Genomic DNA, 23034 nt, shown 5'->3' with positions numbered 1-23034 from the left:
AATGTCTTTATCAGAGAAATTTTTTGTTACTTCGGTCGCAGCAGAAAACACGGTATTGAGCTTTACGCTGGTGGAGCTGAGCGAGCCGCAAAATGCTGAGCTGCTGCTCCGAGCATACGCCCCGATGCTTGGGACCGAGGACATGCGTGCAGCAGCAGCTTTTTTTTGCAGCTGGTATGCGGGCGTTTGTGGAGCCATGCACAGCATGCTCGCCGCCGCAGATAGTAAAGCAGCAGCTTTACAGAATACGAATATGTCGGTTCAGCTCAGCCGAATGGATGGCATGCCGCTGTTTTCCTTTCGCATTCATGAGGGCTGGAGTGAGGCTATTCCTACCGCGATTTCTGCCGAGGCACCTGCTGGAAATGCTCAAGCCGCGCTAGCTATTTTTTACCGGGATGAAGTGAGGCCGATTATTGCTGCGCTTTCGCAGGCCTCAAAAACCCCTGCTGCTTTGCTGTGGAAGCAGATTTATAATTCGCTCTATGGCTATATGGAGGATGAAGCTATGGAGGCAGTGGATGAGGAGATTCAGGCAGCAGTCCGCGAGCGCTTCAAGCGTTGGACTTGGGACATGGAGCCGGAAGCTTTCGGGCTGCGCCGCAATCCTTTTCGCATCACACCCAAATTCATGGCACATCCGACTGCTCCCGATCAGATGATGTTTGTGAAGGCGACCTGCTGCCTCGCCTATCGGCTTGCAGCGTTTCGTGGCTATTGCGGCAATTGCCCAATTGTACAGAGATAGAGTGTCCGGCTATATTACTTAAATAGAGTGGTATTAAACAGAGAAGAAGGTCTGCAACCCCTGCATGAATGGGAGGGCGCAGACCTTCTTTTATTAAAATATAGGAAAGGATCGTATTCGGATTATGCTTGCAATACCTTCAAATTTATTGAGCCAATAGCTTAGGAAACTCGTCCAGCAGCATATCACTGGTCAGCATGTCTTCGTAATTCCACTTTGTCTCGACAAAGGTGACTTTTCCACTCTTGACGGCAGGGAGCGATTTCCAAAGAGATGTTTCCAAGAGTTCAGCAAAGGATGCTTCTGCATCTTCATTGTGTGGATACAAGATGAAGAGGCGGTCTCCAATGAGCATGTCGTGCATGAGTTCTTTTGAAACCTCAATATAAGGGGAGCCCGCTGCCGGTTCAAGTTCCTTTACATGCTCCGACATTTGGTAGCCTGCTTGCTGATACAACAAAGAGGAAAGCCCACCGGTTTTCATCAAATACATATCTTTACTCCAATAATAAATTAACACGACGGCTGTCTCGCCTTCAGTAAGCTTTCCTGCCTTACGCAGCTCACTCCACATGTTCTCCGCTTTAACCTTATAGTCAGCAAGCAATTGCTCAGCCTCGGCTTTTTTGCCGACGATTTCCCCAATGATGGGGAGACGCTCAGCTAATGGCAGGCTTTGATCAAAAACGACGGTTGGTGATATTTTCGATACTTCCTCGTATTGTTTGTCTAAAACATAACCAAGCATCGTCAGATCGGGAGCCAAGTCTACAAGAGCTTCGAAATTGGTTGGAAAACCAATATCCTTCGCCTTTGTCTGTTCTTGGTCCAAATAAACGGATTCCTCAATAAACCGACGATCAACACCGATGGGCTGAATGCCCAGCGCCAGCAGATCGCCAATTGAATTGCCCTGAAGTACAATGCGCTCTGGACTTTGGGGAAGCTGTACCTCATGCCCCTGACTGTCTGTATGTACTCTTGGAGCAGGTCCAGCATTCGTTTGGTTTGCGGCCGGACTATTGTTCTGCGATTGAGTGGTAGCAGCAGGGCTGGTGCTGGAAGCTATCGAATTAGCAGATCCATTCCCGCTCCCGCTGGAACAGGCGCTGAGCATGATGGCTAGACATAACAGCACAGTCGCTCCCATGGAGGTTTTGGTTCCTTTGTACATCGTGAAATCCCCTTCTTCGACATATTGATAATCATTATCACGTTCCATATCAATATAACGTCGAAACCCTCGTGCTGCATCAGACAATCTAAGCATAAGCGTAGGACGATCTGCTTCTTGCCGGCTGCTGCCAGCTTGGGCTTTGAAGCTCCCGGGTGTAACACCGGTCGTTTTTTTGAAAATGCGGATGAAATAAGAGATGTCCGGATAGCCCACACTGAGGGCAATTTCTTGGAGTGAAGCCTCCGTATGCAGCAGCAGCTCCTTCGCCTTATCCATACGAGTTAGAATTAGAAAATCAATTAAGCTGCGGCCGGTCTTATTTTTAAACTGCTTGGAAACATAAGGGGCACTATAATTCAGCAATTGGGCTATGGATGCGAGAGTAATAGGCTTGCTATAGCATTCGCGAATATGCCTTATGACCTGCTCCACAAGGTCGGGCTTGATGGTCTGCTTGCCTTGCGTCTGCAGCTGTTGTTCCACCTCGTAGATGAACTGATAAAATAAGGCTTTGACATGAATTCGCTGTAGGGAAAGGGCCCCATGCCACTGCTGCTGCATCGTCTTTGCCAAATGAAGCAGCGCAACCGGATCATGGGGAGCAAATTCATATTGTCTTTGAAAAGGACTGTTATGCTCCGCAAGCTTTCGAATAAATGGAGCAGTTAAGAGCGGCAGCGAAGCTTTATAAAGAATGAGATAATATTCTAAGGGTTCCGTAATCCCATCAATGTCCAAGCAACCTCCCTTGCCGCTGTGCAGGATATGGAAACGGTCCGCCTGTAGCTCCCTTCCGTCAAGCCGAAAACGTGCAGCTCCGCGAACCATATATATAAAAGCCGGTGATGGAAGCTGGTAGGCATGCAAATGGTCTCCAGCTTCTATAAGCTTATGGCGAATATCGTTCAGCCGGATGTGCGCATGATGCCATAGTAGTAAATAGTCGTCCTCCTTCAAAACAACGGCTCGCCTCCTTCTCTTACGTTCATAAATGATAACTATTATCAATTATAACACTTCCATGAATAGAAATGGTGAATCATTCAGCTGTTTTTGGCTGCTTATATTAGGTCTTTGAGACTATTCAAATTTTACTATTAATTACTATAATTAGAATGTAAACCACTAGAATATGGAAGGGGAAAATGGAAATGGAATATTTTATAAAGAGAAATGTGATTTTTGTATTGTGTTTAGCGCTTGTCCTGTCAGCTGGGTCAGTCGGCTTTGTTTATCAGGCCAGCGCCGCTGCGCTATTGGAGGATGGTTTTGATAGCGGGGTGGGCAACTGGACGGCCACTAGCGGAAGCTGGTCTGTCGTTCAAGATAATGGCAATGCGGTGTATTCCCAGTCGGGCACAAGCGAAGGCCGCACTTCTGCTGGCAGCCCGTCTTGGACAGATTATACGGTGGAAGCTGATGTGAAGATCGTTGACTTCAATGGGTCGACTAGAACGTATGTTACGGGCAGATACTTGAATGGAAATAACTTTTATGCAGCGTCCTTATATAATAGCAGTGGAGGCACGCTTGAAATTAGGAAAAAAGTAAGCGGTTCCACAACGACCTTAGCCAGCAAAACGAATTTTGGTCTAGCAACAGGTGTATGGTATAAGGTGAAGCTCGAAATGAGTGGAACGTCGATTAAAATGTATGTGAACGGCCAACTGGAGCTTTCGGCAACCGATTCAAGCTTGACTGCGGGTGCGGCAGGCTTGGTTACGTTAAAGTCTATTGCTAAGTATGATAATGTAAGCGTTAACAATTTAAATATGGTCCCAACGACGCCAACACCAAGCGCGACTCCAACGCCGACGCCGACGGTGCAGCCAACTACTACTCCATCACCTAGCCCAACTGTAACGCCTACACCGACGCCTTCGCCGACGGCTGGGCAGACGGGCGAGTATCATTTGACTGGCTTTGCCCAAGGGAATACAGGAGGAGGGGCCCTGCCAGAAACGGACGCCGCTTATATTAAAGTTTATAATGCGACAGATCTTGCCGTTGCGCTGAAGAAAGGCTCAGGCTACAAGGTTGTGGAAATTATGAACGACCTCGATCTGGGCTGGAATGAGATCCCGACAGCAGCGAAAGTCTCACCGTTCGCCTCTCACAACAGCGCATTAACGCACCCGGTTCTTCTCCATACAGGCGTCAGCAAAATTACAGTGGACGGCTTCACAGGCCTGACGATTTTCTCCGCCAACGGTGCGACGATCAAGCATGCTGCTTTTACCTTCAAAAGAAGCTCGAATGTCATCATTCGCAATCTTGAATTTGATGAGCTGTGGGAGTGGGATGAAGCGACCAAGGGCGATTACGACAAAAATGACTGGGACTATATCACAATCGAAGAAAGCAGCAAGTTTTGGATCGATCACTGCACATTCCACAAAGCGTATGACGGATTGGTCGATGTGAAAAAAGGAAGCAATGGCGTCACCATTTCATGGTCCTCCTTCTTAAGTGATGACCGCAGCGCAGGCAGCTGGGTTACCCAGCAAATCAATGCGATGGAAGCGAGCCCGTCCGCCTATCCGATGTATGCTTTTTTAAGAAGCAGTGCAGTGGGCCTAAGCAAGGATGATATTATCGCGGTGGCTGCCAGCCAAAAGAAAGGACATCTCGTTGGATCAACGGAGCTGGCCAGCGATAATGCTGCGCTTGAAGTGACGCTTCATCACAATTATTATCAGGATCAGCAGGACCGGATGCCTCGTCTGAGAGCGGGCAATGTCCACGCCTATAACATCGTCATGGACAGCGCAGGCGCTTGGAGCGCCAGATCACGGATTACTTCGGCGATGGAGACAGCCATTTCCGGCAATGGCTATCATTTTGGCGTAACGAGCAATGGAGCGATTTCCACAGAGAATGGAGCTGTGCTGGTCGAAAAATCAGTCATTATCGACGTTTATTATCCGCTTCGCAATAATCAGAAGGATGCAAGCAATGCTGTCTATACGGGGAAAATAGCAGCCACAGATACGATCTATTCGCTGGATGGCACCACGTTTAGAGGAAATAGCGATACGGCGGGGAGCCCGCTATCTCCTGTGCCAGCAGCCATTATCCCTTTCTCTTGGAACGGCTTCACAACGCTTCCTTATAGCTATGCCGCAGATGATCCAGCGACGTTAAAAGCAAGGCTTATTGCAGCAAATGGCGCAGGGTCAGGCAAGCTTTCGTGGGCTAAAGTGAATTGGCTGCAAACGAGTTAAGTGATGAGCTAAGCTTCCAAATTTTGCAGTAACCGATACAGTAGGCTTGTAGGAAAGAGCAAAGGTGATTAGAGTCGCTTTTGCTCTTTCCTCTGTTTATTTGCAGTTTGCCAATCGTTCACTTAAATGTATAATGATTATTCGAGGTGATGACGATGGCAAGATCAAAGGAATTTGAAATTAATGAAGTATTAGATAAAGCCATACAACTATTCTGGGCACAAGGGTACGAGAAAACCTCAATGAATGAATTGGTCAACTTTATGGGCATCCATCGTAGAAGTATTTATGATACGTTTGGGGATAAGCATGCCTTGTTTATAAAAGCACTTGAACGATATGAAGCTAAGCAAGCCAATAAAATGGAATTTTTGGTTGAAAAACGTATGCCGGTCAAGGAAATCATTCGGAAGCTGTTTGAAGCGACAATAAAAAATGAAGGAGAGCCGCTAGGGTGTTTTCTCGTGAATTCAGGTGTGGAATTGGGTGTGCTGGATCCAGAAGTTGCAGCCCTGGTTGATGATAGCTATTCACGAACAGAGGAATTGTTGACTACCCTTGTACTGGAGGGGCAGCAATCGGGTGAAATCAAGGCTGACTTTGAACCTAAAATGGTTTCCCATTATTTAATGAATGCGTGGTTGGGGCTGCGTACGCTGGTTAAGACAACAAAGGATCAACAAAAATTAAAAAATATTATTGATATGACACTGTCCATTTTAGACTAAAAGTGGTATTCCAGCATGGCTGGCAAAAGGAGTCCGCTAAATGGAAGCTTGTTTGTTGCTGGTGTGCAAGTTCCCTCTTGTCCCTCTAGTGCAAGAAGGAGCTTGTATCTCATGCTTGGAAGAAGCCAAGGCATGCCGCTCCAAAAGGGATCATTTTAGCCATAAGTTTTAATTATAAAAAAATTCTTTACTGTTCGTTCTAGAAATGATATGCTAACAGCAAGTTAGATCTAACTCCTTTTTTTTTACCCTATTAAGAACGATCATTCTATAATTAGCTTTCAACTCATTTACACGAATCTGCAAGTTATGAAGGAGAGAATAAGATGAAATACACAGTTATTACAGGAGCGAGCTCAGGGATCGGATATGAGACGGCATTGGCGTTTGCTGCACGTGGCAAAAACTTAATTTTGGTAGCAAGAAGATTGGATAAATTAGAGGAGCTTAAATCAACCATTCAGGAAATAAATCCTAATGTAAAGGTTATTGTTCGTACAAGCGACCTGTCTATTACAGATCAGGCCTACACCCTGTATAGCGAGCTAAAGGAATACCAAATTGAGACTTGGATTAACAATGCGGGGCTCGGCGAGGCTGCTTTTGTAGCAGACCAGAATTTAGATAAAGTCCAAACGATGCTGCGTGTTAACATCGAATCCTTGACGATCCTCTCTACCCTATATGTGCGAGATTATGCAGAGGTCGAAGGAACCCAGTTAATTAATGTCTCATCCGCACTTGGATATGCCATTGCTGTTGGGAGCGTTGCTTATTCTGCATCTAAATATTACGTTAGTGCCTTCACAGAAGGGCTTGCAAAAGAATTAGAACTGAAAGGTGCAAAACTAAAGGCAAAGGTGTTAGCACCAGCAATAACGGAAACGGAATTCGTGAAGAAATCATTAGGAGCAGAAGAATTTGATTACAAAGCTAACATGCCTAAGTATCACACTGCCAACGAAATGGCGGGCTTCATGGTGAAGCTTTATGATAGCAACGAAGTGGTAGGAATTGTAGATCAGAACTATGAATTCAATCTGAGAGGCCAAATCTATCCGGTCATTTCAGAATTTTAAATTCAATTCTTATATTTATTGACTACATTGAAGAAGGAGAGTGTCCGCTTGAAAAAGTTGTGGAGCAAAACGAAAATTGGAGCTTTGGAATTACCTCATCGTTTAGCAATGGCACCAATGACACGCAGTAGATCGCAAGAAGATGGTACACCAGGAGAGCTAACTTCCCTTTATTATGCTCAGCGAGCGTCAATGGGACTCCTTATTACGGAAGGCGCACAGCCTTCTGATGATGGGCAAGGTTACTTATGGTCTCCTGGGATCTATAGGGATGAACATATTGAAGGGTGGAAAAAGGTTACAGATGCCGTGCATGATGCAGGTGGATATTTGTATATCCAATTGATGCATGCCGGTCGCATGGCGCACCCTGACAATACCCCACATCATCGCCAGCCTGTTGCGCCATCTGCTATCGCACCCGGTGTGGAAATGTTCACCGCTAAAGGTATGCAGGACATTCCCGTTCCTCGTGAGTTAAGTGAAGCGGATATTCAAACGACTATTGCAGATTTTCGGAAAGCAGCAGCAGCAGCTATTCAAGCAGGTGCGGATGGCGTTGAAATTCACGGAGCCAATGGTTATCTGATTAATCAATTTATCGGAGAAAATTCGAATACACGGTCCGATGGATACGGGGGATCTATAGAAAATCGTGCTCGCTTTGCGATCGAAGTAACGAAAGCCATCGTCGAAGAAATTGGAGCAGACAGAACAGGCTTCCGTATCTCCCCGGGGACTCCTCTAGGTGGAATTCAAGATGGTGAACAAGGTCCTGAACTTTATCGATATCTTGTAAAGGAATTAGCCCAAATGGATTTAGCTTACCTTCATGTTATGCATCTTGGCAATGAAAAGCTGCTCCAAGACATTCGCTCAATCTGGACGAAGCCATTGTTGGTCAATCGGGCTGGAAGAGCTCTGGAGGATCTCAGTGTGGATATAGATAGTGGTCTCGCTGATTTGGTTCCTGTAGGTGTATGGTCATTAGCCAATCCGGATTTAGTGGAACGACTGCAAAAAGGTGCGCCGCTAAATGAAGCAGATCCGACAACATTCTTTGGTTTGGGCAGTAAAGGGTACACGGATTATCCTACGTTGGAAGAATTAGAAACGCAAGCGGGGTTACAATAGCATAAAGAGTGAAATATGGCGTACAACTGAAAATTGTGCGCCATATTTTAATCTAAAGGAAGAGGATGAAAGATGAAGGCAGCACAAATACAGAACTATTCAAAAAAAATCCGAGTTGAATGGAATGAGATTAACATTCCACAAATCAATAGCCATGAGGTGCTTGTCAAAGTAAAAGCTGCAGGCGTAAATCCGCTGGACATTCTTAATCTGAATGGCAGCGTTCGGATGATTGCCGACTATAAGCTGCCATTAACGTTAGGGAATGAACTATCGGGCGTTATTGAAGCCGTTGGTGATGCTGTGTTGAATTTTAAGGTTGGGGACTCTGTTTATACGAGGCTGCCGCTTCATAAAATCGGTGCTTTTGCTGAATATGCGGCCGTGCATGAAGATGCTTTATCCATTATGCCTGGCAATTTATCTTTTATGGAAGCTGCTGCGGTACCTCTTACTGCCTTGACCGCTTATCAAGCCTTGCACGAGGTGCTCCTCGCCCAGCCGAATAAAAAGCTATTTATTCCTGGAGGAACCGGAGGCTTTGGCGCCATGGCAATCCCCATTGCCAAATCAATGGGATTATATGTGATTACAAGTGGCAGTGAAAGAGGAAAATCACGCACATTGTCGCTAGGGGCCGATCAATTCATCAATTATAAGGTGGAAAATTATGCTGATATTCTGTCCGATATCGATTATGTGATCGACACCTTGGGCAGCAAAGAGATCAAGGCTGAGCTGAGCATTTTAAAGCCGCAAGGGAAATTGGTATCCTTAAAAGCCGGACCTAATTATCGCTTTGCGGTTGATCATCATTTTCCGATGTGGAAAAAAGCGTTGTTTGCTCTAGCGGGTGCCCGCTTTGACTCTTTAGCACGTAAGAACCAAAACGAATATCGTTTTTTATTTGTGCAAGATAGTGGCAGTCAATTGCAAGAAATCACTAAGCTTATTGAAAAAGAAAATATTAAGCCCTCTATAGATGCAGCTTATACGTTTAATGACCTTAATAAGGCGTTGTTAAAAGTGTCGACGGGTCACTCCCAGGGTAAAGTGATTGTGACCTTCTAAATACTAAACAATTTCAGTGAAGCGGCTCGCGTTTCTTGACAGGGGGAATCCAAATGGCCAGAAGCAAAGAGTTCGAAGAGTCCGTTGTATTAGATAAAGCGATGAGACTTTTTTGGGAACAGGGCTACGAGAAGACTTCCATGGCCGATCTGGTCAATCATATGGGAATCCACCGTAGAAGCTTATATGACACATTTGTTGACAAACATACGCTGTTTCTAAAGGCAGTAGAGCTATATGATCATAAAATCAGTGCCGCACTTGCAGCAAGGGTGAAGCGCTCCAAAACGGCAACGGAAGCCCTTCAGTCTATTGTAGCCTTCTTGATCTGCGGAGAAGAGAAGCCAGCTTCTGGATGCTTAATCGTGAATTCGACGGTGGAATTGGCAGCTCGCGATGAAGATATGAATAACAGATCGATAGAGATGTTTTCGAATGCAGAGCAGCTGTGCAAGGACATTATTCGATGGGGGCAGCAAGAGGGCGAGTTTACATCAGAGTACGACACTGGGGAATTGGCCGAATATATGCATAATGTATGGGTTGGGCTAAGAGTGATGGCCAGAACATCGATTAGAAAAGAAAAACTTCTTCGTATAGCTTATCTATCTATGCAGCTTATCGTAAAATGACAGTATTTTTTCACGTAATTAGAATGATTGTTCTAAATATATGATGCAATGCTGTGAATTCTAGCGATCTGAAAAATGGTATTAAAATCGATTTAAATCTAGGATGTGTATGCAAATGGAAGCCCTCCTTCTGCTCCTTGCTTAGTACGTATTCGAGGCTAATCTCCTCTGACCATTCAAGGCTTAAGGAACCACAGCATGCGATTGTTGCAGAGAGCACAGTCGCAAAGTTGCAGGGAGCAATGTTGCAGAGAGCGTAGTCGCAGAGAGCACAGTTGCAGGGAGCAATGCGGCAGAGAATACGCCGTTGCTCGTTTTGGAAGCTCATTCCTTTTTTCGCGGACTGAGGTTCCGCTATACTGGCTTTTAATCCTATTTCAGGCCTTAAGCGGACAGGAGATTCGCTATTGCCTTCAAAATCCTCTGAAAATGACGATGAGCAGCGCATTAGCGGCTCCTGAGTCCGCAGCCGGTGCCAAAACAGTGATTCGGTTGAAATAGCGGCTGCTGTGTCCTCAAAGTCTGTCTTTGTGTCTTCGTGCAGGGAGCAAAGCTCAGAAAAGAGCAGCATGAAGCTGCCTTTTAGTAAGTAGGCTCACATTTATGAGTTGTGTCATTCTCGGTAGTAGAGGGAAGACGTTTGAACGCTGAATTCTTATGGGATCGCTTCTTTCGGGATCTAGCTCGCTTGCGTTTGCATACATGTCCTAAAATAAAAATAAGGTGGGCTCAAAATGAGAAAGACCGTTCTAATCACAGGAGTATCCGGTGGGATCGGCAAAGAGTTAGCAGATCGTTTTGCCAAGGATGGACATAACATCGTGCTGGTGGCTCGCAGCGAGGGTAAAATATTGGAGCTTGCGCAGGAGTATCAGAATAAATATGGCATTCAAGCGACGGTCATTGCCAAGGATGTTGCGGCAACTGGGGTGCCAGTGGAGATTTTCAACGAGCTTAAGGAGAAGGGAATCGTCGTTGACTATCTTGTCAACAATGCCGGCTTCGGTCTGTTTGGGACTTTTATGGAGACGGATATGGAGCAGGAAATAAATATGATTGACGTTAATATCAAGGCTCTGACGGTTATGACGAAGCTTTTCTTGCCGGAGATGATTAAACGTGGACATGGCGGAGTGCTGAATGTGGCTTCATTGGTGGGCTTCTTCCCTGGGCCGATGATGTCGGTTTATTACGCGACGAAGGCATACGTGCTATCGTTCACTGAGGCTTTGGAGAACGAAATAAGCGGAACAGGAGTTACGGTGACGGCACTGTGCCCAGGGCTGACATCAACCGGTTTTGTTGACCGTTCGGGCATGGGGGCATCGAAGATGGTGAAAGGCGTGATCATGGAAGCCAGTCAAGTGGCTGAAGAAGGATATCGAGGCTTTTTGCGTGGCCAGACGTTAATTATACCAGGTGCTCGAAACCGGCTCATCGCCTTTATGCCGCGGTTGTTGCCTCGAAAGTTGATGACCCGCATAATTAGATTTTCTCAGGATAGAACAGGGCATTAACCCGAAGGAGAAGCGATATACACTGAACAAGTGAAGCGGTCTCGGCTCTTCGTTGTTACAAACAACCAAGAGGGCTCAATCTAAAAATCAGCGGTTGAAAAAATAATTATAGCCCCTCTAAAAAACACTTCAAAAAGCCATCATTTTTGCCGATAGATCACTTGATAGCTGAAATACAGAGATACTCGAAGGGAGAGCGTTTTACTCATGAAATTGGTAAAGTTAAGCTTGTTAATTTGCTTGCTTTTAAGTCTAGCGAGTACGACTTTGTTCGCCGCGACTACGAAATCAACAGCTGATTTCACTGATTTGAAGGATTTGGATGCTGCAACGAAAGCCAAGTTCGATGCACTGATTAGTAAGGGAGTTTTCGATGGCGTTGCGGAAGGCACATTTGGGCTCAAGGAAGAGATGAATCGCGCTCAATTTGCAAAGGTAGCTGCTTTAATTTTTGATCTGAAAGTGGATTCTGAGCTTAAAACATCGAGTTTCAAAGATGTGGGGGCTGATAGTGCATCCTACGGTTATGCTTTGCCTTATATCGAGGCTATTAAAAAAGCAGGAATTACAGATGGAACCGGGGAAGGCACTTACAACCCAGCGGGTAAAGTTACGAAAGAGCAGCTGGCAACCTTCCTGATCAAAGGATTGGGAAAACAGGAAGAAGCTAAGCAAACACCGGGTGTTACCGACAATTCGGTATCCGAATGGGCTAAGGATTATGTTGCCTATGCGCTTGAAAAAAAGCTTGTGAGCAATAACCCTGACGGAACGTTCGGAGGGAAAAGCAATGCGACAAGAGAAATGCTTGCTGTCACTTCATACGAAGTAGCTGTACAGACAGGCGTTGTTTCGACACCAACTCCTACTCCTACTCCAACACCAACATCGACATCGGCTTCATCATCCACCTATAGTCCGGCAGCAACGCCAACGCCGGAGCCAACGGCAACGCCGACACCAGAGCAATCGGCAACGCCAACACCGGAGCCGACGGAAACGTCAACACCGGAGCCAACGCCTTCGCCAACACCTTCGCCAACACCGGAACCGACGGCAACGACGACTCTTCCGCCGTTCCCGACGCCATACAACCCGATGCCAACGCCATACAACCCGATTCCAACACCATACAACCCGATGCCAACAATCCCAACGGAAATACCGTAACGGGAGTCAGGGAAGGCATTAATATCGACAACATTCATGATATTAATATTTAAGAACAATAAAGAGAAAGAGCAAGGGCAGTTAAAGCTGCCTTTGCTTTTTTTGCTATTACTGTTAATTGTATTTCTCTAATGGTGCTTCCCATTGCACAAATCCCTTTCATTGCTTGGTTTGTCATAGCAAGGTAAAATCTAGTATAGTGGGAGTTACTTTTATCAGGCTGGCAACAGGGCAGGGGGAGTAGCGGTGTACAAGGTTCTCTTGGTTGATGATGAATGGATCATTCTTGACGGTATTTCTTCCGTGATGGATTGGGCGCGGCTAGGTACACAATTAACAGGAACAGCGCAAAATGGTTTGGAAGCGTTAACAATAGTAAGGGAAAGTCCACCCGACATCGTCATTACCGACATTCGCATGCCGGGAATGGATGGCTTGCAGCTCGTAGCAGCTGTTGCGGCGCAGTATCCCTGGATTTCGTTTATTATGTTGACGGGTTTCTCGGAATTCGATTATGCTAAAACCGCTATGCAGCATGGGGTGAAGCACTATTTACTGAAGCCGTGCAGCGAGGAAAGCTTGGTGGAGGCCATCACGGAGATCGTGCAGGAGAAGCAGGAACGGGCCAGCCAGGAGAGCTTCGTACAATCGATCAAGTATGATTTAGAGCGCGTGCTGCCGCATGCCAAGGAGCATTTTCTAAAGGAGTTCGTAACGAATAAAACCTATGGGGTAAGAGAATGGCAGTATTTTGGCGACCTGTTCGGGCTGCATTTCCAAACGCAAAGCGTACGCCTGCTGCTGGTGGAAATCGAGGGTGAGCATGAGTATGAGCATCTGTTTGCCGTCAAAAATATTGCCGAGGACATCTTTCCCAATCCTATACTCAGCTCTACCGTAGGCCAGCATGTCCTGCTGCTCATGGAGGACGAGCTGTCAGAGGCACAATTTTTCGAGAAAATCGACAGCATCCGTACCACCTTCATGAAATATTATCATTTCGACCTGACCGCCGCCCTCAGCGAGCCGGGAGAGCTGGCACAGGCGCGGCGTTTATACACGCAGACGCTCGTCTGCTTGAACCACCGCTTCTATCTTGGTGAAGGCAGTCTTATTATGGAGCGCGACATTTCCCTATCAGGCGAAAGGGACAGCGCTGAATGGGAGTATGACCAAGGGCGTTTAGTGACAGCGATTAAAGCAGGGCATTGGGCGGAAGCGGAAAAAGAGCTGCAGCAAATGTTTCAGCTGTTATCTGATCTGCGTTATGACATATCCAAAACGAAATCATATCTGATTCAGATGTTTATGGAATTAATTCGGCTTTGTGGGCCTTCCGAAATGAAAACGTATATGGATAAGCTCCCAGGTTTAATCGAAACGAGCACCTTGCAGTCCTTTCAGCAATATGTAATGGGCATCGCCCAAGAGATTGCTCTCCACAACTATGAGCGGAATCGGTGCAGACAGTCGCAGATGGTGCTTCACATGAAAAATATTGTCCAAAGCCGCTTCAAGGATGAATCGCTGACTTTGCAATCCATTGCCGGGGAGATTTATATGAATCCGGATTACATAAGCAAAATGTTCAAGAAAGAGACAGGGGAGAAGTTTACGAACTACATGATGAGCTTTCGGATTCAAAAGGCGCTGGAGATTATTAGCCAAAGCGGGGAATTTACGATAGCGGCGCTGGCCGAGGAAACGGGCTTCGGCGGCAATTCATCTTATTTTAGCAAAATGTTTAAGAAGTATACGGGATTTTCTCCTTCGGAATATAAAAAAACGCCATAGGCTTGTCATTTATATCATTGATATCCATTTACACCCTGAAGTCGTCGAAATACGACTGCAGGGTGTTTTTTTGCAAATATAAGCATTTATAACGGTTTTGAACATAAAACCATCGGAAATGAACATGTGAAAACCGGGGCCTTACTTGTATATTTATAAACAACAATATTAACCTATTAACATTTAGGGCGGAGGCAGAAGGATGGAGTTGAAGCTGGAGGAAGAGCAGCAACAGCCGCTCAAGGGCAGCGGAGCTGAAAAAAGCAAACTCGTTTTCCTCAAAAAGGAATGGATGCGGAATAAATATGTTTACCTCATGTTGATTCCGGTCCTAGCGTATTATTTCATTTTTCACTATGGACCGATGTACGGCCTGCTGATGGCTTTTCAAAAATCCTATAGTCCGATCAAAGGCATTTTGGAAGGGAAATGGATCGGCTTTGACAATTTTACGATGTTTTTTAACAGCTACTATTTTTGGCGAATTATTAAAAATACGTTGATCCTCAGCTTTTATAGCATTTTGTTTGGCTTTCCGGCACCGATTGTTTTGGCTTTGCTGCTTAATGAGGTCCGCAAAAAGTGGTTCAAGAGCACGGTACAGACAATCAGCTACATGCCCCACTTCATATCGGTCGTCGTTGTTGTCGGGATGCTGAAAACCTTCTCCTCGCTGGATGGTGGCCTGTTTAATGTGATTCGCAGCTTTTTTGACCTGCAGCCGATTATGTTTCTAGCGGAAAAGGATATGTTTCGGCCGATGTACATTCTTTCGAACATCTGGCAGGGGGCGGGCTGGGCATCGATTATTTTTCTGGCGGCGCTCAGTAATATTGATCCCCAGCTCTATGAAGCGGCCAAGATGGATGGTGCAGGCAGATGGAAGCAGCTGCTGCATATTACGCTCCCGGGCATTATGCCGACGGTTGTCATTATGTTGATTTTGCGTCTTGGTGCGGTTATGAACGCCGACTTCCAGAAAATTTTGCTCATGCAGACGGCACCGACCTATGAAACGTCAGACGTTATTTCCACCTTCATCTACCGTTCCGGCATTTTAGAAGGGAACTATACGTATTCGACCGCAATCGGATTAATTAACGGCATTATTAATTTCTCGCTGCTGTTAATGGCCAATGCGATTAGTAAAAAAGTGAATTCAACCAGTCTTTGGTAAACAGGAGGTGACCTACTATGAAACGCTCGTCAGGGGAACATGTTTTTGACTTTTTCAACGTGATCATGCTGTGCTGCATCATAGCCGTATCCTTTTATCCCATGCTGTATGTATTGAATTCTTCGATTAGCGATCCGGATCAATTGCTGCGGTCGAGGTCGCTGATGCTGCTGCCCGAAGGCTTCCAGCTTGAGGCTTATAAATATGTGTTTCAAAATCCGAAAATTTATAACGGTTACTTGAACACGCTATTTTATGTCGTAGCTGGAACGCTGGTCAATTTGCTGATGACGGCTCTAGCTGCCTATGCGCTGTCCAGAATGGATTTATTCGGCCGAAAAACGTTCATGCAGCTCATTACCTTTACGATGTTTTTTGGCGGCGGCATGATTCCGAGCTTCCTGCTTATTCAGAATTTGGGGCTGGTGGATACTCGTCTGGCAATGATCATCCCGGGTGCTATCAGCACCTTCTACTTCCTGATTATGAAAACGAGCTTTGAGAGCATTCCAATTAGCTTGATCGAGTCCGCCAAGCTGGATGGAGCGAATGATTTTCTAATCTTGTTTCGCATCGTCCTGCCATTATCCAAATCCATCCTGGCGGTCATGTCGCTGTACTATGCTGTAGACCATTGGAATGATTATGTGGGCCCGATGCTTTATTTGCGAAGCCAGGAGCTGTATCCGATTCAGATTGTCATGCGGGATATTTTGATTAGCAGCAGTACGGAGTCGATGGGGGCAGGTGTGGACACGGGTTTTGCAATTGGAGAAAACATTAAATACGCCACGATTATTATTTCTACACTGCCGATTATGCTGGTGTATCCGTTTATTCAAAGGTTTTTTGTTCAAGGCGCTTTAATTGGTGCCGTGAAACAATAAAAATCAATTACTTTGTGGAGGCGATTTTGATGAAAAGAAAAATGGGGTTGGTCTTTTTATCCTCGGCGCTGCTAGTCGGAATGATGTCGGCATGCTCGCAAAACAATACAGCCAATGAAGGAGCCGCAGCAGGCAGTCCGGCTAATACGCAGTCGTCAGAATCGCCAGCCGGGGGAGAGAAGCTGACGGAAATTCCGCTGCCGATTACGAATGAAGCGTTCACGATTAATTATTGGCGTGCGAATGATGCGAAGCTGACCGCCTCGATGGATAACTTTGGCGAAATGGCTTCCTATAAGAAAAAGGAAGAGCTGACGGGCATCAAGGTGAAATTTACCCACCCGCCGCTGGGACAGCAAAAGGATCAGTTCAATTTGCTCATTGCTACGAAGGAGCTTCCGGACGTCATCTACTACAACTGGGCGGATGCCGTAGGTGGCCCTGAGAAAATGATCGAGGATGGCCGAATTATCCGCTTGAACGAGCTGATTGACCAATACGCGCCAAATCTGAAGAACATCATTGAATCCGACCCGGATGTGAAGAAGCAAATTGCGCTTGATGACGGCACGATCTATATGTTCCCGCTTCTGAAGCTGGATGCGCTCAAGCTGAATGCGACATCGGGCCCCATTGTGCGCAAGGACTGGCTTGATAAGCTTGGGTTGAAAGCGCCTACAACGATTGATGAGTGGTATACGGTGCTTAAGGCATTCAAGGAACAGGACCCGAACGGCAATGGTAAGGCGGATGAGCTCCCGTTTACCGGCAATTGGGGACCGGGCAATTTGACGAAGCTGCATGATTTTTCTCCAGCCTTCGGAGTCATTGGAGGCTTCCAAATGAAGGGCGGGAAAGTGGCTTTCGGGCCAATCGAGCCTGAATATAAGAGCTTCCTGGAAACGATGGCCGTTTGGTATAAAGAAGGGCTGATTGATCCGGAAATTATGACGAACGACGGTAAAGCCTTTGACTATAAAATAACGAATAATTTAGCCGGCTCCTACTTGGGCGGTGTATTCAGCGGCATGGGCAAATATTTTAATCTGATGAGAGATACCGATCCGGGCTTTAATTTGACGGGCGCTCCATGGCCGCTATCGCCGGACGGCAATGCCTACGCGACCTTCAACTTGAACAATAAAGTGCTGAGCTATGGTGAAGCGATCACATCAAGCGCTGATGAAGACCAACTGAAATTTATTGTGCAATGGATGGATTTTAATTATAGTCCGCAGGGCAGCGACTTGTTCAACTTTGGCATTGAGGGCGAGAGCTATGAGAAAGACGGCGACGCCATCAAGTTTACGGATATTATCACGGATAATCCGAGCGGCTTGACCTATGATCAGGCGCTGGCTTCCTATGCGCTTTCGATTATGGATGGCCCAATCAATCAGGACAGCAAATATTTGGACGCCCTCCTGTTCGATCAAGGCCAGCGGGATGCCAACACCGAGTGGATGAAAGCGAGCTCCGAGCTGACGCTTCCTCCTATCCGCCTGACGATGGACGAAGCGAGCACGGTTACTTCCATTATGAGCCAAGTCAATACGTACTTGAATGAGACGATGACAGCGATCATTAACGGGCAGAAGCCGATTTCCGAGTTTGACAAAATGGTAGAGACGATTAAGAGTATGGGCATTGAGCAAGCTGTCGAAATGCACCAAGCGGCTTACGAGAGATACCAGACGAAATAAGCGGCAGCGTAAAAAGTGCATAGACGGATGAAGGCTGCTGACTGGGGCGCAAAACGCCCCAAAGTAGTCTTTTCTTTTTGAAAATAGAGCTTCGGGTTCCCCTAGTGTATCTGGTTTTTACCGATTGTGTTATATCTAGTGTATGACCTGTGCAAAGGAGCGCTCTGTTTAATGGCGATATATCGAAATCTGAGCATCAAGCGAAAAATGTTTCTCGTGGTCTTTCTGATCATGACCCTTATCATTACGATTGCTTACAGCTCCTTATATTATGCCTATTCCATTTATGACAGACAGCTGTATGACAAATCCTATCGGCTGTTGAATTTATCGTCTACAACGGTAGATATGGAGCTGAAGAAGCTCGAGTCGATGTCGCTTACCATTATTGCAGATTCTCAAATTCAGCAGGGATTAAAGGATTTGCTTCAGGACGATGCGGAATATACTGGTTATATGACCCGCAAGAAGATAACCGATCAATTGTGGACGCATATTAGCACCGCTGAACGTTATGTGCAATCTGTTCATCTTATCGATTCCAGGCAGATGGTCAGCAAGTATGGGGAATCCCCCGCCTTCTCGGAGGAGAAATATGCCCGCATGATGAAAGAAGCTGTAGCAGGAAAAGGAGAAGTCCGCTGGCTTTACCCGGATGATTCCGACCCTATGCTAATTATGGTCAGGGAAGTGCGGGCGTATGAGCCCTTGACGCTTGCGCCCATTGGCATTTTATTTTTGCGGATTAATATGGAGAGATTGGTGGAGGACTATGCGGGCACTGCAAGTCACAGTAGTGATATTCTGCTTAAAGCAGGGGAGGAGGTCGTCTATCCGTACGGGCAAATGCCCGAAGGTGTAGCTGAAGCTCTTCAGCCGCTAAAGGCGGGAGACGGCTATGAGATTAAGAAGGTGAACAACGAGACGACCTTTCTTTCGCAGAAAAAATCCTCCTATACGGGCTGGATATATTACAATATCGTCCCTTACAATCATATTTTTGAAACGGTCGTGTGGCTGAAAAATTTGCTGGTTATCGTCTATGGCCTCACTTTCATTGTCGTTGTTGCGATTGGAATGGCCTTCGCCCGCAGCTTGACGAGACCTATTCGCCAACTGATTAGCCAGATGAAAGAGGTGCAGTATGGCGATCTGGACAGCATGGATGCAAGCATGTCTGTGCCATCGTTTCAACAAATGGACGAGGTGGGGCTGCTGCAGCGAACGTATCGAATGATGATTACTCGCATTAATACGCTGATTAAAGAAAATTACGCCAGCCAGCTGATCATTAAGGAAACGGAGTTCAAGGCGCTACAGGCGCAAATTAATCCTCATTTTTTGTATAATGCGCTCGATTCCATCCATTGGCTGGCCAAGAAAAATGCGCAGCAGCAAATATCCAGCATGGTCGTCTCGCTTGGTTATTTGCTGCGCTCCTCGATCAGCCTAAAGCAAAATGTCATTACGGTCGCGGAGGAGCTTGAAACGGTGAAGCATTATATTACGATTCAAAAATACCGATTTCAAAATCGGTTGGATTTTCATATGGATGTTCCTGCTTCCTGTCATGCAGCTGCAATTCCTAAGCTTACCCTGCAGCCTTTATTGGAAAATGCCGTTCAATACGGTTTGGAGCCTATGATTGAGCCCTGCACGATCCGGCTTTATGCGGAATGGGCCGAAGGAAAGCTTGCGCTCATTGTCGAGGACTGCGGGCCGGGCATGGAGGAAGCGTACGCGCAGCGTGTACTGAGTGGAGAGGCGGAAGCGCGAGGGAACGGGATAGGCATTTTGAATATCAAAAATCGAATCAAGCTCGCTTTCGGCGAAAGCTATGGGCTGCGAATTGACAGTCGGGCGGGGGGCGGTACGAAGGTTAGCGTCCTTATTCCGCTTTTGCAGGGGGATGAAGCAGAAGATGCGAACGACGATCCGAATTAGCGTAATGCTGTGCTTGTTGGCTGCTCTCTGGGGCTGTGTCCCTGGGCAGTCCGACCCGCTGAACAAGCTGAAGGAGGAGCCGATTACGCTTCGCATCGCTTGGTGGGGCAATGAATTTCGCAACAATGCAACTATTGAGGTTATTCATATGTATGAAGAGCTGAATCCCCATATTAACATTGAGTTTGAATACAGCGCTTTCAATGAGTATTGGAGGAAGCTTGCGCCATACGCGGCGGGCAATGCGCTGCCGGATATCATTCAGATGGATATTTCGTATTTGTCCCAGTACAGCTCGCTTGATTTGCTGGAGGATTTGGAGCCGTATATTCAAAGCGGCTTGCTGGACGCCTCCAGCATCAACGAAAGCAATCTTTCCAACGGGAAATGGGGAGGGAAATTATATGGCATGAATTTGGGCGTTAACGCTCTTTTTGCCGTATATGACCCAGAGGTATTCAAGGCTAACGGCATAGTGCCGCCAACGGCCTCGTGGACTTGGGAGGACTTTGACCAAATGGGGGAGCAGTTGAAGGGCAAAGGCATTTATTTAGGAACGGTGCTAACGCCGGAGCAATTTTTTGCCTATTTTCTTAGACAGCATGGCTTCACCTTGTTTGCAGAAGATGGCACTAGTCTAGGTTACGAGGATGACAAGCTGTTTATTGACTATTTTGGACGAATGCAGAGGCTGGCGTTGGATAAGCTGATCTTTTTGCCAGATATTTGGACGACCGAAACTAATAAATCCGACGCGGACCCCTTTTATAGAGGAGAGGCTTTATTAGGCTGGGGCTACTCCAATCAGTACATCAACATTGTTGAGCGTTACAGCAAACAGCTGGCTATTGTTCCGCTGCCTGGGCCAAACAGCAAGCAAGGGCTATTTTTGAAGCCGGGCATGTTTTTTTCGATTACAAAAAATTCAAAAAATAAAGAAGAGGCGGCTAAATTTATTAGCTTCTTCGTCAACGATCTGGAGGCAAACAAGCTATTGAAGGGAGAGAGAGGCGTGCCCGTATCCTCCAGATTAAAGGAGGAGCTAAAGCCGTTTGTTGAGCCTGAGCTTGCACAGATTTTTGAATATCTCGATTGGGTGGAGAAAAATAGCAGTCCCATGGACCCCCCTGACCCGGTCGGAACGGCAGAAGTGACCGTGGTGCTGCGTGATCTGCATGACCTGCTGCTATTTGGCAAAATAACGCCCGAGGCGGCGGCCGCCGAGTTTCGGACGAAGGCAGGCGAGATTTTGGCGCGCAACAAAAAATAAAGAACGTCTAATGTTATAATGGCTAGTAGACTGACGGAGCTAGAAGGGTGATGGCATGAGTGTAATTCGGTTGGAAAATGTGACAAAGAAATATGAAGAGGCTATGATTTTTCGCGATATTTATTTTCGCGTGAGCCAGGGGGAAAGAATTGGTCTCATTGGGCGAAATGGGGCTGGCAAGTCGACGGTGTTCAAGCTCATTATGGGGAAAGAAGAGCCGACAAGCGGCAAAGTGGAAATAGATCCGAAGGTGAAAATCGGATATTTCTCGCAATTTTCAGAAATGCGCGGAAGCCTATCTGTCCAGCAGGAGCTGGAAATGTGCTTCGAGCAGGTTGCTCTGATTGAACGGGAGCTGCAAGCGGTTGGGGAAAAGCTGGGCTTGGTTTCGGATGATGGCGAAATGAATGACCTGCTGGCGAGGCAGGCGGAGCTTTTCGAGCAAATGGACCATTTGGATGGCTGGAACGTTTCCGTCGAGATCAACACGGTTCTGACGAAGCTGGGCTTCAACGATCGTTCACGCCATCAGCCCATCGATGAATTGTCTGGAGGCTGGAGAAACCGTGCGGCTTTAGCGAAAATGCTAATTGAGCTGCCCGATGTTGTATTGCTTGACGAGCCGACAAACTACTTGGATATGGAAGGCATCGCGTGGCTGGAGCAGTGGCTTTATCGGTTTAATGGCGCCATGATCTTGATCTCTCATGATCGGCAGTTTATCGACAAGGTCGTCACGCAAATCATCGAGATTGAAAATTATCATTTTCAGCCATACGATGGCAATTATACGGACTATATTCGTAAGAAGAAGCTGCGCAAGAAGGAGCTTGACCGCCAGTTCGAGTGGGAGGAAGAGCTGCTGCTGATGGAGTCGGAAGCCATCGACAGCCGCGCCAGCAAAAAATCGTCCAAAGACCGGTTATCCCGTAAATTGGCGGATAATAAGAAGCGGGTTGAGCCAAATCCGGTGAACGTGCTAATTACGGATATTTACGAGAAGCTGCGTTTCCCGGACAAGCTGTGCGAGGTCAAGCAAATTGGACAAACCTATGAGGAGCGCTCTATTTTTCAGAACATCAGCTTTGACATTCAGAAGGAGGATCGCCTTGTCATCGTTGGCCCGAACGGGAGCGGAAAGTCCACGCTGATCAAGGTGCTGACGGGGCAGGAGAAGCCTGAATCCGGCGAGGTTACTTGGGAAAAAGGAGTCAGCTACGCGTATTTCAACCGGATGTGGGAGGAGCTTGATCCTAAGGATACGGTGAGCCATGCCGTCAATACGTACGGTCTAGGACTCGAAGCTCCGCGGAAAAAGGTAAATAAATTTCTGTCGATGCTGCAATTTTCCGAGATGGATTTAAGCAAAGTCATTGGCAGCCTGTCGGGTGGCCAGATGGCCCGGGTCGCCTTGGCTAAATGCTTGCTCTCAGGTGCAGCCGTCATCATATTGGATGAGCCGACGAATCATCTGGATTTAACGAGTATTCAGGTGATGGAGCAGGCGCTGATTCATTTTCCCGGCGCTGTCGTTACCGTAAGCCATGACCGGTTTTTCATTGATAAAATTGGCACAAAGATGCTGGTGTTCGATCCAGAAGCGGGCGTTACTCAGCAAAATCTATAGCAGGGAATGGGCCGGAAAAGCTCAATAAAAACGGTACTTCATCATAAGATGGAGTTCCGTTTTTTTTATTGAAATATAGGAATGAAACGCGCTGCGCCACTAAAGGATGGCGGCAGCCGTTTCACCTTGAAATATAGGAAAGGATATTCTAA

General features: G+C 46.6%; 17 protein-coding genes and 1 pseudogene. 17 read left to right on the top strand and 1 reads right to left on the bottom strand.

Annotated elements, in window-relative coordinates; all coding sequences use genetic code 11:
* The first annotated feature begins 1 nt into the window (after window position 1).
* Window positions 2-748, top strand: coding sequence for a (2Fe-2S)-binding protein (locus tag ACSR9A_RS27620; protein ID WP_473761297.1), 747 nt, complete (start codon window positions 2-4; stop codon window positions 746-748).
* Between the two features lie 145 nt (window positions 749-893).
* On the opposite strand, the gene ACSR9A_RS27615 is transcribed toward ACSR9A_RS27620, so the two are convergent.
* Window positions 894-2882 carry an AraC family transcriptional regulator gene (locus ACSR9A_RS27615; protein ID WP_473761296.1) on the bottom strand — a complete coding sequence of 663 codons (1989 nt, stop codon included), beginning with the start codon at window positions 2880-2882 and terminating at the stop codon, window positions 894-896.
* A gap of 188 nt (window positions 2883-3070) precedes the next feature.
* On the opposite strand from ACSR9A_RS27615, the pseudogene ACSR9A_RS27610 reads away from it, so the two are divergent.
* From ACSR9A_RS27610 to ACSR9A_RS27535, 16 genes and pseudogenes are all read left to right on the top strand, one after another.
* Window positions 3071-3679 (top strand): annotated as a pseudogene (locus ACSR9A_RS27610) (LamG-like jellyroll fold domain-containing protein); the annotation flags it as partial.
* Between the two features lie 18 nt (window positions 3680-3697).
* Window positions 3698-5149 carry a pectate lyase family protein gene (locus tag ACSR9A_RS27605; RefSeq protein WP_473761431.1) on the top strand — a complete coding sequence of 484 codons (1452 nt, stop codon included), beginning with the start codon at window positions 3698-3700 and terminating at the stop codon, window positions 5147-5149.
* Window positions 5150-5304: 155 nt separating this feature from the next.
* Window positions 5305-5877: a TetR/AcrR family transcriptional regulator gene (locus tag ACSR9A_RS27600; RefSeq protein ID WP_473761295.1), complete on the top strand. Its 573-nt coding sequence runs from the start codon at window positions 5305-5307 to the stop codon at window positions 5875-5877.
* 326 nt (window positions 5878-6203) lie between these two features.
* Window positions 6204-6956, top strand: a complete 753-nt coding sequence (locus ACSR9A_RS27595; protein ID WP_473761293.1) for an SDR family NAD(P)-dependent oxidoreductase — start codon at window positions 6204-6206, stop codon at window positions 6954-6956.
* Between the two features lie 48 nt (window positions 6957-7004).
* On the top strand, window positions 7005-8090 hold the full coding sequence (locus tag ACSR9A_RS27590; protein WP_473761291.1) for an alkene reductase: 1086 nt from the start codon (window positions 7005-7007) through the stop codon (window positions 8088-8090).
* 72 nt (window positions 8091-8162) lie between these two features.
* Window positions 8163-9161, top strand: coding sequence for an NADP-dependent oxidoreductase (locus ACSR9A_RS27585; RefSeq protein WP_473761290.1), 999 nt, complete (start codon window positions 8163-8165; stop codon window positions 9159-9161).
* Between the two features lie 53 nt (window positions 9162-9214).
* Entirely contained in the window at window positions 9215-9793 is a 579-nt protein-coding gene (locus ACSR9A_RS27580; RefSeq protein WP_473761289.1) for a TetR/AcrR family transcriptional regulator, read from the top strand.
* Window positions 9794-10527: 734 nt separating this feature from the next.
* Window positions 10528-11310, top strand: a complete 783-nt coding sequence (locus ACSR9A_RS27575) for an SDR family NAD(P)-dependent oxidoreductase (RefSeq protein WP_473761288.1) — start codon at window positions 10528-10530, stop codon at window positions 11308-11310.
* A gap of 207 nt (window positions 11311-11517) precedes the next feature.
* Complete coding sequence (locus tag ACSR9A_RS27570) at window positions 11518-12480, top strand: S-layer homology domain-containing protein (RefSeq protein ID WP_473761287.1); 963 nt, start codon at window positions 11518-11520, stop codon at window positions 12478-12480.
* Window positions 12481-12726: 246 nt separating this feature from the next.
* Window positions 12727-14274, top strand: a complete 1548-nt coding sequence (locus ACSR9A_RS27565) for a response regulator transcription factor (RefSeq protein WP_473761286.1) — start codon at window positions 12727-12729, stop codon at window positions 14272-14274.
* A gap of 202 nt (window positions 14275-14476) precedes the next feature.
* Window positions 14477-15451, top strand: a complete 975-nt coding sequence (locus ACSR9A_RS27560) for an ABC transporter permease (protein WP_473761285.1) — start codon at window positions 14477-14479, stop codon at window positions 15449-15451.
* Window positions 15452-15468: 17 nt separating this feature from the next.
* Window positions 15469-16338, top strand: coding sequence for a carbohydrate ABC transporter permease (locus ACSR9A_RS27555; RefSeq protein WP_473761283.1), 870 nt, complete (start codon window positions 15469-15471; stop codon window positions 16336-16338).
* A 29-nt stretch (window positions 16339-16367) separates the two neighbouring features.
* Complete coding sequence (locus tag ACSR9A_RS27550; protein WP_473761282.1) at window positions 16368-18041, top strand: type 2 periplasmic-binding domain-containing protein; 1674 nt, start codon at window positions 16368-16370, stop codon at window positions 18039-18041.
* A 171-nt stretch (window positions 18042-18212) separates the two neighbouring features.
* A complete protein-coding gene (locus ACSR9A_RS27545) occupies window positions 18213-19985 on the top strand; it encodes a sensor histidine kinase (RefSeq protein WP_473761281.1) in 1773 nt (590 codons plus the stop codon).
* A complete protein-coding gene (locus ACSR9A_RS27540) occupies window positions 19951-21255 on the top strand; it encodes an ABC transporter substrate-binding protein (protein WP_473761279.1) in 1305 nt (434 codons plus the stop codon). The genes ACSR9A_RS27545 and ACSR9A_RS27540 overlap by 35 nt, the downstream gene beginning before the upstream one ends.
* 55 nt (window positions 21256-21310) lie before the next feature.
* Complete coding sequence (locus tag ACSR9A_RS27535) at window positions 21311-22882, top strand: ABC-F family ATP-binding cassette domain-containing protein (RefSeq protein WP_473761278.1); 1572 nt, start codon at window positions 21311-21313, stop codon at window positions 22880-22882.
* The last annotated feature ends 152 nt before the right edge of the window (window positions 22883-23034 follow it).

It is taken from the genome of Paenibacillus sp. R-74696 (genome assembly GCF_055814915.1).
This window is presented reverse-complemented; position numbering and strand designations above follow the sequence as displayed.